Here is a 13661-nt window from a genome sequence, read left to right on the forward strand (position 1 = left end):
AAGTTGGCCTTGTAGAGCGCATCCCAGCCGTTCTCGCTGGTGTCAAGCATCGGCGAGTAGAACACGCCACCGGCATTGTTGACGAGTATCGATGGCGTGCCCAGCTCATTCGTCGTGCGCTGCAGCGCCGCGTCGACCTGCTCGCTGTCGCGCACGTCGGTCACGATGCCCAGCGCGCCAACGGTTTCGGCGGCCGATGCGCACGTCTCGGCATCGCGCTCCCAGATGGCCACAGACGCCCCGAATGCGGCGAACCCTTCAGCGATACCGCGGCCGATGCCCGCTCCCCCGCCGGTCACGACGGCGACGCGGCCGGTCAGCAGAATGTCGGACGGTTCGATGGTCATGGTGACTGACGTTAACGGGCCTCACCGTGCAGCGGTGCTTGACCCATACATAGCGGGTCCGGTCCCGATCACGCCGCGCCCCTCCAGCTCCGCGATCTCGTCGTCGGTCAGGCCCAGCTCGGACAATAGATCGTGGTTGTGCTGCCCCAGCAGCGGCGCGGGACGGGTGTGCACGCGGTCGGGTCCACCGGAGAGCTTGAACGGCAGGGTGCTGTGTCGAGTGCGGGCATTGACCGGGTGATCGACGTCTTCGAAGAAGCCGCGGGCGGCCAGCTGAGGCAGCTCTGTTTGGCGGTGCGGCTGCATCACCTTCGCGACCGGTACACCGTGATTCCACAGTGCCGCGACGATGTCGTCGCCGCTGCGCTGCGCACACCATGCGGCAAGGTGCTCATCGACGACGTCGTGGTGCGCGCGTCGCGCCTCAACTGTGGAGAACTCCGCAGCCCAGCCGGGCCGCCCGAGCGCGTCGCACAGGCCGACCCACTGTTCGTCGGTGGCCACCGCGATCGCGACCCAGCAGTCGGCCCGACCGAACTCGTCGATCTCGTTGGTGCGGTACAGGTTCTGCGGTGCCGCCGTCGGCCCGCGATTCCCGGCGCGCTCCAGCAGCGCCCCGTAGGCCGAGTACTCGATCACCTGCTCGGCGGCGACGTTGAGCGCCGCATCGACCATCGCCGCCTCAATGAGCACGCCTTCACCGGTCCGGCGTCGGTGCTCGAGCGCTAGCAGTAGGGCGTTGAGCGCGTGGATGCCGGCATTGGGATCGCCGACCGAATACGGCTCGTAGGGGTTCAGGTCGGGATAGCCTGTCAGCCAACTGATTCCAGCGGCCGCTTCGATGACGTAGGCAAATGCCGGGTTGTCACGCCACGGCCCGTCGAGGCCGAAACCAGGCATCCGCAACATGATTGCGTCGGGCCGAATTCCTTGGACGGTGGCGAAATCCAGTCCGATCTGGTCCAAAACCCGCGGCGTGAAGTTCTCGACAATGACATCGCATGTCGCGATCAGCCGGTTGAGGACATCGCGCCCAGCAGCGCTCTGCAGGTCGAGCGTCAAACCCAGCTTGTTCGTGTTGAGACCCGAGAAGATCGGCGACTTCTCCCACCACTGCTCTTCTGTGACCGGGATACCCGCGATCAGCCGGGTGCCGTCGGGTCGACGGGTGGACTCCAGATGGATGACCTGGGCGCCGAGCATGGCCAGAATATGTGTGCACGACGGCCCGGCCCAGAAGGTCGTCATGTCAAGCACCCGCAGCCCGTCGAGCGGCGTTGACGCCGAAACAGAATTGCGGGTCGTCAAACGCGCGTCATCACGACCCGGAATTCTATTTCGGCGGAACTGGTCGGTATGTTCGCCAAGTCGCGGTGCGGGCTCCGGAGCGCGAAGTCTCGCCGGCGCCATGCGGTACGGCGGCCCCGGCTGGCGGAATCCATCGCGGGGATTGGTCACGAACGATCCGCGCGCCTGGAAGTGGTCCAGCGAATCGACGTTGGCGCCGTTGGCGACCGGGGCGTTGGGGATCCGGAATGCCGATGCGAGATCGCGGATCTCGTCGACGGTGTGGTCTGCGACCCAGGCGTAGAGCTCTCCGGCCTTCTCGTTGGCCTGTTCGGTGATCGACAGCGGTGAGTCCTCGTCGATCCAGTCTTGGTGGTCGGTCATCGCGCACAGGTCGAACCACTGCTGGGCCGTGCCGCACCCGACGTCCACCAGGCCGTCCTTGGCACGCGCGATGCCGGGCACCGTCAACCTCCTGGTGTCGCGCCACGGCCTGCCCAGCATCTCGAAGTACGTCACGGGATAGTAGGTGAGACCGAGGATTTGGGTCTCGAGCATCGACAGGTCGACGAGCTCGCCGGCACCGCGAAGCCGTGACGCCATGGTCGCCGCGCTCGCATAGGCACCCGCCAGATACTCACCGACCTGGCCGCCGACGAACACCGGTGCGCGGTCGGCGCTCCCGCGACCTAGACCGACGATGCCTCCCGACCACGCCTGCAGGGTGAACTCGGTCGCTGGGCGGTCGCGCCACGGGCCGTCCAAGCCGAACGGCGTGATCGCGGTGACAGTCAAGTGCGGATGGGCACGACGAATCGCCGAAGGCGAGAACGCCTCGTGCTCAGCGATTCTCGATCCGGGCGACCACACGACCGCGTCGGCATCGGCCAGCATCGCATCGACGAAGTCGACATCGGTCTGCGGATCGGCAACGACACTGCGCTTAGAGCAGGCCAGGAAATTGAACAGCGCGCCATCGCGACCGGGCTCGATAGCGGCTCCGGAGGCCGACCAGGCCCGCAGCGGATCGCCTTCGGGGGATTCGACTTTGATCACCTCGGCGCCGCCGTCGGCCAGCAATTTCGTGCAGTACGCGCCGGCAATGCCGATGGATAGGTCGACGACAACGTAGCCGTTCAGCGGCTGCATTAGTCCTTCTTGCGGTTCGACTTGCTGAGCCGGAAGTCGGGCGGGAACTTGCTGTCGTTGTCGTTGACCGCCCCGGCCAGCCCGCTGTCGATCGCCTCGTGCATGTCCAGGTCGTCGTCGCCGTCGTTGGTCACGCCGCTGCCCATCGACTCGAAGAACGCCGACAGCAGGCTGCCCATGTATTCGCCCTGGTGCTGCTTGAAGATCTCGAAGAACATCTTCTGCTGAAAGACGGTGTCGACCGGGCGGTTACGCGCGCACGCTCGCGCGTACTTGTCCACCTCGGCCTCGAGTTGATCCCGCGAGACCACCTTGTTGAGGAAGTTGCAGGTATACATCTCCTCAGCCGTGAACGGCCGACCGGTGAAGACCATTTCCTGGAACTTGCGCAGTCCCATCATCTGCACCCAGGTCCACATGCGCGGACCCCACCCGTAATAGCGGAACGACGGATGGCCGAACAGCGCGTCGTCGGACGAGATCACCAGATCCGCATCGGCGCACTGGTAGAAGTGCCAGCCGTAGCAGTAACCCTTCGCCTCGACGATGCTGATCTTCTTGAGTTCCTGCAGCGGCCGGTTGCCCGCCTGCACGTTCGCGTACCACGCGCTGATGGTCGCCCCGTGACGGAACGACCCCTTGGGCGGATAGCTCACCTCACCGACGCCGTCGTCCTCCAGCCGAAGCTCGGCAAGCCGCAGGTCGGTGTTGTCGTTGCCCTCCATGAACTCGGGCAGATCGGCGCCGCTGCCGAGATTGTCACCCACGCCACGGATCACGACGACCTTGACATCGTTGTCGACGGTGGCTGCACGCAGCAGATCCGCGTATCGCAGCCGGGCCGCCGATGTCGGCGCGTTCAGGTACTCGGGCCGGTTGAACGTGATCGTCGCGATCTTGGTCTTCGGGTCCTTCTCGTAGAGGATCAGTTCCTCGGGCTTGGGCCGACTGTCATTGTCAGACATGAGAACTCCTTCAGCCGATCCCGATGCCGGCATGGCTCCATGACGGGCTCGACGTCAACACCTCGGGTCCGTCAGGAGTGACGAGGACGGCCTCACGTCCGAAGACGGCACCCACCCCCTCCTGCCAGACGTAACTCGTGACGGCGAGGACCATACCCGGCTCGAAGATCTCCCTGCCGGCCGTGGCCCGCAGTTGCGGCGTCACGACCGGAGGGTCGAACCCGAGACCAAGACCGTGGGCGACCGGCATCGCAGGCATGGTTTCACCGGCCGCATCGTACGCGGCGAGCAAGTCCCCAGCCGGTCGACCAGGCTGACACGCCGCGAACAGCTTGTCCCACAGCCGGTTCCAGCGGTCATAGAGCACCGCGGCACCGTCGACATCGCCCACCGGCCAGGTACGGCCGACTTCGCCGACGTAACCGTCCGCCAGAACACCGGCCGAGAAGGCCACCAGGTCGCCCTGCTGCACACGCCCGTCTCTGCGAGCCCGGCCCAGCGGATGTTCCCGCGACGTTACCCATGCTCCGTCCTGCGTGGCGGGGGTGCTGACGCCGCCTGCGGCCTGCGCCTCGAGCATCACCCCGGTCAGTGTCTGCTCGGTGGTCCCCTCCCTCAGCTCGCCGACCGCGATGGCCAGCGACTCTTCGGCGACCCGCAACGCCCCGCGCAACACGGCGACCTCGTCGGGAGTCTTGACCCGCCGGGCCGCCCGCATCGCGACCTCGCCGTCGACAAGATCAGCGTTCGGAAAGGCCATCGGCAGCAGCTTGGCGAACGACGGTGTGAGAGCGTCGGTTCCGACCCGTCGCGCATCGGCAGCGCCGTCGATGCCCTGCAACACCTCGACGAGAGTCATCGGATTCCACGCCAGCCCGTAGAGGTGCTCGTGCGGGATGTCGTCGGGTATCCCCTCATCCCAGGTGCTGTTCAAATGGATCTCACCCGTCGCCCTCACGATCGTGCAGATCGGTCCGAACGGCCGCGTGCCCGCCACCCACAACTGCGGCGCCCCCGAGAAGTACCGCACATTCGCCTGACGCCCCAGCACCAGCGCGTCGAGGTCGTGCGCTTCCATCTGGGCCAGTGCGCGTTCGCGCCTACCGGTTCGCAGCGCCCGCTCGTCGGGCAGAATCTCTGTTTTCATCATGAGCCGTACGGCTCGTACGGGTAATCGGTCAACGACATATAGCCGTCCTCGGTGATGACCACGATCTCCTCGCTTCGATATCCGCCGGTACCGTCCTCGAAGACCACCGGCTCCAACACCAGCACCATCCCGGCGGGGAAGACGAAGTTGTCGTCGAATTCCTGCCCGAGATCCGTTCCGATCATCGGCATTTCGGCGGCGTTAGTGCCGATCCCATGGCCGAGATAGAAGTGGGGCAACCACGGCTTGCGCCCATCGTTTGCCGCAATCGCTGCCCGCGCCAGGTCGCCGCACGTCGCACCCGCCTTGGTCACCTTCAGCACCGCATCGAGAATGTCGCGCCACTGGTGGAACTGGTCTTTCTGGCGCGGTGACGGCGAATCACCGACCAACCAGGTCCGGCCGAAATCCGAGCAGAACCCCGTATAGGTGATGCTGACATCGGTCCAGAGCACATCGCCTTCCGCGAGCTCGCGTTCGGTCGTCAGCAGCGGAAGCGCCAGATCACCGTGCGTCGTCCAGGTGCCCTCGGCCTTGGTCAACGGCATCACCTGCCAGATCGCCTCGAGCATGTTGGCCGTCGCGCCAAGTTCGAATGCGCGACGCACGAACTGCGCGGACAGGTCGATCTGGCGCACACCCGGCGCCAACGCCTTCTGCACCTCGACGACTGCCTCTTCGGTGATGCGGCATGCCTTTCGGATGCAGGCAATCTGATCGGGCGTCTTCACCAGCTTCGCCGCGCCGACGACGGGTGCGGCGTCTACCGGCGCCCCGCCTCCGAATAGCTGGCCGGAAGCCCGACGCATCGCTCCGGTCAGCTCGTCGACGGCGACGGTCGAACCCGGGGAGATGAGGTCTGCGACCACCCGCGCGAAATGGTCTACGCCTTCATCGAATTCGAGATAGAGCGGGGGATGCCGATGGTCGGCCGGCACCTCCGACTCGGTCGAGGAACCTTCCCTGAATGGCATGAACAGGTGCGGATGCTCGTCGTCGGCGAGCACGATGGCGACGGGCCGCTCCACATGGGACAGCCCCGCATCCAGCAGCGGCCAACTGGCGCCGGTCGCGTAGACCACGTTGCCGTTGTTGAGCAGGATCAGTGCGTCGACGCCGTTGTCTGCCATCGCCGCACGGAGTCGCGCACCGCTCTCGCGATACATCCGTGCGCGGTCCGGCAGGTCGGGAATGTCGATCGTCCAACTGCCTGCTGTAGCGAATGTGGTCATCTAAATACCCAGGAACTTCTTGATGTTTCCGCTGACGATCTTGACCGCGTTGTCGGGGCCCACTGCCTGCACGACCGCGGCAAGCGACTTTTCCGAGTAGCCGAACGTCGACTCGTTATGCGGGTAGTCCGACGACCACATCACGTTGTCGACGCCGATATCGTCGATCAGCCTCAGACCCAGCGGGTCCACCATGAACGACGCGCTCATGTGATGATCCCAGTAGTAGCGAACATCGTTGGCGAGTTCGTGGTTGAACATATGCCGGTAGGACGCCAGCAGGTGCTCGGCATCTTGCAGCGCAGTTGGCACCCAGGCAATTCCGCCCTCGAACCACCCGATGCGCAGCTTCGGGTGCCGGTCCAGAATGCCGGAGAACACGTACTTGGCGAATTGCTCGCGGAACGAGTCGACGTTGATCATCATGCCGACGACGACGCTGTTGTTCTCGCACGGTGTCTTCGGCGGCGTCTCTCCGATGTGGTGGGTGACGGGCAGGCCAGCCTCTTCGATCTCGTCCCACACCGCGTCCATCGCCGCGCCGCCGTAGTCGTAGATGTTGCCGTCGTCGTCCTTGCCGGGGTTGAGCGGCAGCAGGAACGTCTTGAGGCCCAACGACTTCAGCTCTTCGAGCGTGCTTCTCGTACCCTTCGGGTCCCACCAGTTGATCAGGCCCACACCGTAGAAGTGACCGTTGCTGCGTTCCTGCAGATCGGCCATGTACTCGTTGTAGATCCGGAAGACGCGCTCACGCAGTGCCTTGTCCGGGTAATGGAACAGCGCCAGCACGGCGTTCGGGAAGGCCAGTTCCCTGTCGATGCCGTCCTCGGCGAGTTCGCGGATGCGCGCCTCGATGTTGTTGGACGCCGCTCCCGCCATATCGTCGTACTGCATCAGGACGCGACCGAAGTCGCCCCCCACCCAGGACTTTCCCTTTGTGCCGACCATATAGGCGCCATCCTCATACCAGATGCGCGGTGCCTGTCCCTTGAGTTCCTCGGGAAACCGTTCGTAGAAAATGTCGTCGGCGACGGAGATGTGGTTGTCCGCTGAGAAGATCTCGGTTCCCTTAGGAAGTCCGGTCAGGCCGCCATCTTTCGCGTGGCCGCGGCGGTGTTTCGGAGCGCCCCAGCCTTCTGGGGGATAGAGCGTGGAGGTTGGGGCTGACATTCTCGGTACTCCAATCGGGCTGTGGCTGAAGAATTACCAGGTAACGGGAAGTTCGTAGACGCCGTAGGCCAGGCGGTCATGCTTGAAGGGCACCTCGCCGAACGGCACGGCAAGGCGCAGCGTGGGGATGCGCCGCAGCAGTGTGTGGAAGACAATCTGAAGTTCGGCGCGCGCGAGTTGCTGCCCGACGCACTGATGCCTGCCGTAGCCGAAGCCCAGCTGCTGTCCGGCATCGCGGGTGAGATCCAGTTTGTCTGGCTCCGGGTACGCAGCCGCATCCCAGTTCGCAGGGGCGAGGTCCAAAATGATGCCTTCACCGGCGCGGATCGTTTCACCGCCGATCTCGATATCCTCGGTGGCCACCCGGCGCTGGCCGTTCTGGATGATCGACAGGAAGCGCATCAACTCTTCGACAGCGTTCGCGATGAACTTCGCGTCATCGGAATCACGAAGCAGCGCAGCCTGTTCCGGATTCTCCAGCAGGGCCAGCACCCCGATGCCGATCATGTTGGCGGTGGTCTCGTGCCCGGCGATCAACAGCCCGGTACCCAACTGCGCGGCCTCCTTCACGCTGATCTCGCCGGCGCTGACGCGCTCGGCCAAGTCCGACACCGCATCCTCCGTGCTTTCCCCGGGGGGAATCTGCATCTTGTTCTCGACGAGGTTGATCAGGTACTTGTGCAGGCTCATCGCGCCCTTTTGGCCGTCCTCGGCCGAGGCATAGCGGGCCAGCCCGACGTTCGCGTGATGCTGGAAGAACTCGTGATCCTCGTACGGCACGCCGAGCATTTCGCTGATCACCTTGGTGGGCACCGGCAGTGCGAGCTTGCAGACGATGTCGGCGGGCTGCGGGCCGGCCAAGATCGCGTCGATGCACTCGTCGGTGACCTCTTGGATGGCGGAGCGCAAGCCCTCGACGCGCTTGAAGGTGAACGGCTTGGACAGCATCCGGCGGAACCGGGTGTGCTCCTCGGCGTCTGAAGTGAACACCGACCGGGGCCGCTTGTTGACCGTCGAGAGCATGTGCTCGTTCCAGTGCGGGAAGCCGTCGCGCCGGTCGTCGACGCTGACACGCGAGTCGGCGAACAACTCCCGCGCCACGGCGTGACCCGTGACCAGCCAGGGTGTGCTGCCATCCCAGATGCGCACGCGGGACAGCGGTTTCGCCTCGCCCATCTCGAGCACCTGCGGCGGCGGAGCGAACGGGCAGCGCGCATCCCGATCCATCGGGTAGTCGGGTATCTCGGTTGCGGTTCCGGTCAGGGTTTCTGACATGGAGTCTTTTCTCATTCCTCGATGTCGATGGCTAGGGCTGGACAGGCCGCGGCGGCGTTCCGGGTGTTCTCGGCGTGCTCGGGTGGTGGACTTTCGTTGAGCAGGACGACGACGCCGTCGTCGTCGCGCTGGTCGAACACTTCGCCGGCATTGAGCACGCATTGGCCGGAGGACACGCATTTGTCTTGGTCGACAGCCACTTTCATGTCACGGAAGCTCCGTAACGGGTGCCAGCCAAAGTCCGACGATCGCGTCGGTGAGGCCCGATGCGGCCGCTTCCCAACTGGTTCTGGGGACGGCGGCGCCCTCGGCGAATGCCCGCTCGAAGTCGGCGCAGGTGTGCATCATGAGGTTGCGCGCCATGATGTTGCGTTCGGTGACGACGGCTGCGGGCAGATCGGGAAGGCAGCGGGTGATGCCGTCGACGACCTGCACCAGCGCCGGAGATGCGAGCGCATCCTTGATCACGATCTTGTGGTAGGCGGGGTCGGCCAGCGCTTGGGCCGCGAAGCGCGCGTACCACGTCGGGTTTCCGAGTTGGGCCAGGTGTTCGGTGAGTGAGCGCACCAGACACGCGATCCAATCCCGCAACTCCGCGGAGTTACCGGTATCGGCCACCATCCGCTGGAGTAACCGCTCCATGGATGCGCGGTGTTTCTGTTCGATCGCCCGCACCAAGTCGGTCTTGGTTCCGAAGTGGTATCCGACGGCGGCGTTGTTCCCCTGCCCGGCCGCCTCGCTGACCTGCCTGTTCGACACAGCGAAGACACCGTGTTCGGCGTACAGGCGTTCGGCCGCCTTCAGGATTGCCTCTTGGGTGCTGCTCGCCTTGTCGGCGCGCAGAGTCCTGGCTGTCGTCACGTACCCAGTCAACGCGGTCGCGGTTCTTAAGTCAAGCGATTGATTTAAATGATCACTTCGAGGGGATCACCTTGCCCGCTACCGTGCCGCCGTCGATCGGAAGGACGGTTCCGGTGACATAGCGCGAGCGGTCGGTCGCGAAATAGAGCGCGGCCTCGGCGACATCCTCGACCGTGCCCTCTCGCTTGAGGGGCCGATCGGCGCGCATCTGCGCACGAATCTTCTCCTCGAACCGCTCCAGCTGCTCACGGTCCTCCCCCGCAGCCGACTTGCGCACGATCGCCGTGCGGATATTGCCAGGGGCGATCGCGTTGACCCGAATCTCGTAGTGCGCGAGCTCAATTGCCGCAGACTTGGTGAACTGGATGACCGCCGCCTTCGAAGCGCGGTAGGTCATCACACCGCCGCCGGCCTGAATTCCGCCGATCGATGTGAGGTTGATGATCGATCCGCCACCATGCTTGGACATATGACGCGCGGCGTCGCGGGTCCCCGCCATCACAGCGCCGAGGTTGACCGCCATGACCTTGTGAAAGTCCGCTAGATCGTCGTCGAGGAAGCGACGGTGCATGGTGCCGGACACGCCTGCGTTGTTGACCATCACGTGCAAGCCGCCGAACTGCTCGACGGCCGTCCATACGAGCCCGCCCACCTGGTCGAAGTCGGCGACGTCGGCCTCGACGAACTGCGTATTGTCCCCAAGCTCCGCCGCCAATGCTGTTCCGCTGTCACGGTCGACGTCACCGATCAGCACCTTCGCACCTTCGGCCGCGAACCGTCGCACCAGCCCTTCACCGAGTCCCGATGCACCGCCGGTGACGATCGCCACCCTGCCTGTCAGTTCGTTGACCATGTGGCAGCCCTTTCCATGCAGCCTCGCCGCCGAAACGCACGTTTTGTAGGGAAAGATCGAGTAGAGGTCGCCAATACATACGTCTCGACGCTCACCGGGAGGACCATGAGGCCGGCACCTTTCGTTGCGCCCCGCTCAGGAAATCAACCAGCACATGGTTGACCACCGTTGGTTGTTCAATCTGCGGGCAGTGACCGGCCTGGGGAACCACCAGTGAACGACCGCCGGGGATCTGACCCGCGATCTCAGCCGACCACCCCGGTGGCAGGAGCTTGTCGCCGTCGCCCTCCACGACCAACGTTGGAACGGCGATGCGTTCGTACGCCCTCTTGCTCGATGGTAGTGGTGCCGGCTCCAAGCCCGGTCGCCGAAACCGCGCCGCCGCCAGCGCCTCCCACGCTCCCGGCGCAATGCTCGACTCGTAGCGCCGTTGCACGTACTCGTCGTCGGCGGGGTATGAAGGGTCGAAGAAGAGTGCCTCGACGATACGGCGCATGCCGGAAAGCGTTGCGTCGTAGTCGTAGAGCGCGGCGAGGTGATCGTTGCGCTGCATCTCGCCGCCACCGCAGATCGTCACCAGGCTGCGCGCAGACAGGATAGGCGATTCGGACGTGGCGTCGACGAAGAGGTTGATCGCTCCCATCGAGTTGCCGACGAAGTGCGCGGACTCGACGCCAACGGCCTCACAGAACCGCGCGATGTGCCTGATCCGCATGCCACGGCCGTCGTTGAAGTCGATGACCTTCGCGGACCGCCCAAAGCCCAGCATGTCAAGCGCGAACACATGATGGTGTGCCGCCAGTGCCGCGATGTTGTGCTCCCACGCGATCTCCGCGGTGACGCCGAATTCACCGCCGTGCAACAGCACGACCGGATCGCCCTGCCCGGCTTCGAGATAACCGGTGGCCAGGCCGTCGACCAGAATGGTCTTGCGCTGAATTTCGGTCACGCCGTTTCCCATGCGGCGCGAGCGAACGTCAACAGCTGGGTGGCCAGCATCTCGAGCTGGCCCTGCACGGTCGCATCAACGAGCTGACCTGAGGGGTCCCATATCTCGTCGGCGGAGTTGATGGCCACCCCGAGCGGCGTCGGCCAGGCGCGCAGCGCGTGCCCGATGCTGCGCAGCTGTCCCAGTGTGCCGACCGATGCCTGCCATCCGTAAGCGCAGCTGATGCAGCCCCATGGTGTGTTGTCGAGGTAGACCCGCGGATCTTCGCGGAGGTCCTCGATGTAGTCGAGAGCGTTCTTGACGAGTCCGGACACCGCGCCGTGGTAGCCGGGAGAGCCGACGACGACGGCGTCGGCGTCGCGTAGGGCGCCGACGAGTTCGAGTGCCTGTGGCGTGCGTTCCAATTCGTGCGGCGCGTACATCGGAAGGTCGAGGTCCGGGCCGCTGAAGAACTTCGTTCGCCCGCCTTGGCGTTCAACGGATTCCAGGCAGTACCGCAGGGCGCGCTCGGTGGACGAGTTGGCCCTCAGGGTTCCGCCGAGGCCGACGACGAGTGGCGCACCACCGGTGGTTGTACTTGTCATTTCCTACCTACTTGATGGCGATGGGGTTGACGGGTGAGCCGACCGCACCGGTGACCCGCAGAGGCGGCGCGACGAGCTGGAATTCGTAGACCCCGTCGGCGGCGCAGTCGGCGGCAAGCGCTGTCAGATCCCAGTACTCGCCGAGCATCAAACCCATGTCGCGCAGGCACAGCATGTGCATGGGCAGGAACGCGCCCTCGACGCCGGACGCGGGGTTTTCGACCATCAGGTTGTCGGCCGCAACCGCAGCCACCTCGTGATCGTGCAGCCACGAGGCGCACGTCCAGTCCAGTCCCGCGCCGGGCTCACCGCCGTTACCGGTCTCCAAAAAGCGTGCCCACCAACCCGTTCGGACCAGCACGATGTCCCCGCGCCGCACCGCGACACCCTGCGCCCTGGCCGCCGCGTCGAGTTCATCCGGTGTGATCGGATCGCCGATTTCGCAGAAGGTCTCCACACCGCGGAGGCGGACGATGTCGAGCAGCACACCGCGTGACGTGATGCCCTTGCTGTCGACCTTGTCGATCCCGCAGTGGAAGGCGCCCGCGCTGGTGACGGAGCTCGCCGGAAAACCGTTGTACAGGTAGTCCTCGTAGTAGACATGCGATAACGCATCCCACTGGGTGGCGGCCTGCAACGGCATGATGATGATGTCGTCGTTGAACCGCATCGGGTTGCCCTCGAAGTATCCGGCCAACTGGCCGGCCGCCGGGTTCTGCAACCACTTGGGCCCGTATTCGAGCAAGGTGTTCGTGTCACCGCCGTCGATGGTCATCACGTGCAGCGGGTTCTGCCGGAAATGAAACGCACCCTGAGGCCCCGACGAACCGAAATCGACACCCAGCGGAAAGACCTTGCCGTGTTTGACGAGGCCGGCCGCCTCGGCGACCTTGTCCGCGGTAATGAGGTTCAGCGTGCCGAGTTCGTCGGCGTCGCCCCAGCGCCCCCAGTTACGAACATCGTCAGCGACGCGCCGAAAGTCGCTCATGCTGGCCATCATTGAGCCCTTCGTCCTTCGATTTCACGGGCATCCGACACATCGCCGAACACCCTCTCGGCCACCGACCCGCCGTCGACCCAGATCACCTGGCCGGTGATATATCTCGCCGCATCACTGTTGAGGAACACCAGCACGGTCGCCTGCTCGTCTGGGCCTGCGACGCGGCCGAGAGGAGTTTGGAAGGAGTCCAGGAACTCCTGCCCGTAAGCCGATCGCAGCTGGTCGAGAATCGGCGTGTCCGTCACACCGGGAGCGGTGCAATTGATCCGGATCCCCTTGGCCCCCAGTGCGCCAACATTGGCCATCCCGTAGAGGATGATCGCCTCCTTCGACAATCGGTAGCCGCCACCGTCGGCCACCGGCTCCGGATTGCGTCGGCACCACTCGATTCCCTCGGCCATCGTCACGGTCTCGAGCAGACCCGCGGTAACGACAGCGTTGTCCCGATAAGCGGATGCGGCCAGCGAGGACACGTTGGCGATCGCCGACCCCGGCGGCATTGCAGGGATCAGCGCCTCGGTGAACTGGCGGGTGCCGAGGAAGTTGATCGTGACCACCCGCAACGGATCTCCGATCCCTGACGACACCCCCGCGATGTTGAACAGCGCGTCGACCTGACCGCCGATCGTTGCGGCGGCCTGGTCGATCGACGCGGGATCGGACAGGTCGACCTCGTGGAACTCCTTGAGCTGCAACGCCGGCTGTCGCATATCCAGGCCGACGACCTCGGCGCCGAGCTCGGTGAGCTGACGCGCGACGTGCTCGCCGATTCCCGACGCACAACCGGTGACGACGACACGCTTTCCGTCGTAACGCCACAGGTCGTCAGTCTGGGTCAC

14 protein-coding genes are annotated in these 13661 nt (G+C 64.8%); all 14 read right to left on the reverse strand.

Annotation, left to right across the window (positions count from 1 at the left end):
- Positions 1–347: SDR family NAD(P)-dependent oxidoreductase (locus tag VFH65_RS00135; protein ID WP_353319107.1), on the reverse strand; the 347-nt coding region annotated here is incomplete at its 3' end.
- A 21-nt stretch (positions 348–368) separates the two neighbouring features.
- Entirely contained in the window at positions 369–2783 is a 2415-nt protein-coding gene (locus tag VFH65_RS00140) for a CaiB/BaiF CoA transferase family protein (RefSeq protein WP_353319108.1), read from the reverse strand.
- Positions 2783–3748: an enoyl-CoA hydratase/isomerase family protein gene (locus tag VFH65_RS00145; protein ID WP_353319109.1), complete on the reverse strand. Its 966-nt coding sequence runs from the start codon at positions 3746–3748 to the stop codon at positions 2783–2785. The genes VFH65_RS00140 and VFH65_RS00145 overlap by 1 nt, the downstream gene beginning before the upstream one ends.
- A 10-nt stretch (positions 3749–3758) precedes the next feature.
- On the reverse strand, positions 3759–4895 hold the full coding sequence (locus VFH65_RS00150; RefSeq protein ID WP_353319140.1) for a M24 family metallopeptidase: 1137 nt from the start codon (positions 4893–4895) through the stop codon (positions 3759–3761).
- Positions 4895–6130 (reverse strand): M24 family metallopeptidase, encoded by a 1236-nt coding sequence (locus tag VFH65_RS00155; RefSeq protein WP_353319110.1) that lies wholly within the window; start codon positions 6128–6130, stop codon positions 4895–4897. The genes VFH65_RS00150 and VFH65_RS00155 overlap by 1 nt, the downstream gene beginning before the upstream one ends.
- Positions 6131–7300, reverse strand: coding sequence for an amidohydrolase family protein (locus tag VFH65_RS00160; RefSeq protein WP_353319111.1), 1170 nt, complete (start codon positions 7298–7300; stop codon positions 6131–6133).
- A 33-nt stretch (positions 7301–7333) separates the two neighbouring features.
- On the reverse strand, positions 7334–8575 hold the full coding sequence (locus VFH65_RS00165; RefSeq protein WP_353319112.1) for a cytochrome P450: 1242 nt from the start codon (positions 8573–8575) through the stop codon (positions 7334–7336).
- Between the two features lie 11 nt (positions 8576–8586).
- Positions 8587–8781: a ferredoxin gene (locus VFH65_RS00170; protein ID WP_353319113.1), complete on the reverse strand. Its 195-nt coding sequence runs from the start codon at positions 8779–8781 to the stop codon at positions 8587–8589.
- A 1-nt stretch (position 8782) separates the two neighbouring features.
- The gene (locus VFH65_RS00175) at positions 8783–9436 is read right to left on the reverse strand and encodes a TetR family transcriptional regulator (protein ID WP_353319114.1); all 654 of its coding nucleotides are present in this window, start codon (positions 9434–9436) and stop codon (positions 8783–8785) included.
- Positions 9437–9488: 52 nt separating this feature from the next.
- Positions 9489–10289 carry an SDR family NAD(P)-dependent oxidoreductase gene (locus tag VFH65_RS00180; RefSeq protein ID WP_353319115.1) on the reverse strand — a complete coding sequence of 267 codons (801 nt, stop codon included), beginning with the start codon at positions 10287–10289 and terminating at the stop codon, positions 9489–9491.
- A 91-nt stretch (positions 10290–10380) separates the two neighbouring features.
- Positions 10381–11250, reverse strand: a complete 870-nt coding sequence (locus VFH65_RS00185; RefSeq protein WP_353319116.1) for an alpha/beta fold hydrolase — start codon at positions 11248–11250, stop codon at positions 10381–10383.
- Positions 11235–11822: an NADPH-dependent FMN reductase gene (locus tag VFH65_RS00190; protein ID WP_353319117.1), complete on the reverse strand. Its 588-nt coding sequence runs from the start codon at positions 11820–11822 to the stop codon at positions 11235–11237. Before VFH65_RS00190 ends, VFH65_RS00185 begins: the two co-directional genes overlap by 16 nt.
- 7 nt (positions 11823–11829) lie before the next feature.
- On the reverse strand, positions 11830–12819 hold the full coding sequence (locus VFH65_RS00195; RefSeq protein ID WP_353319118.1) for a cyclase family protein: 990 nt from the start codon (positions 12817–12819) through the stop codon (positions 11830–11832).
- The gene (locus VFH65_RS00200) at positions 12819–13661 is read right to left on the reverse strand and encodes a coniferyl-alcohol dehydrogenase (protein ID WP_353319119.1); all 843 of its coding nucleotides are present in this window, start codon (positions 13659–13661) and stop codon (positions 12819–12821) included. The genes VFH65_RS00195 and VFH65_RS00200 overlap by 1 nt, the downstream gene beginning before the upstream one ends.

It is taken from the genome of Mycobacterium sp. (genome assembly GCF_035697385.1).
Lineage (GTDB): Bacteria > Actinomycetota > Actinomycetes > Mycobacteriales > Mycobacteriaceae > Mycobacterium.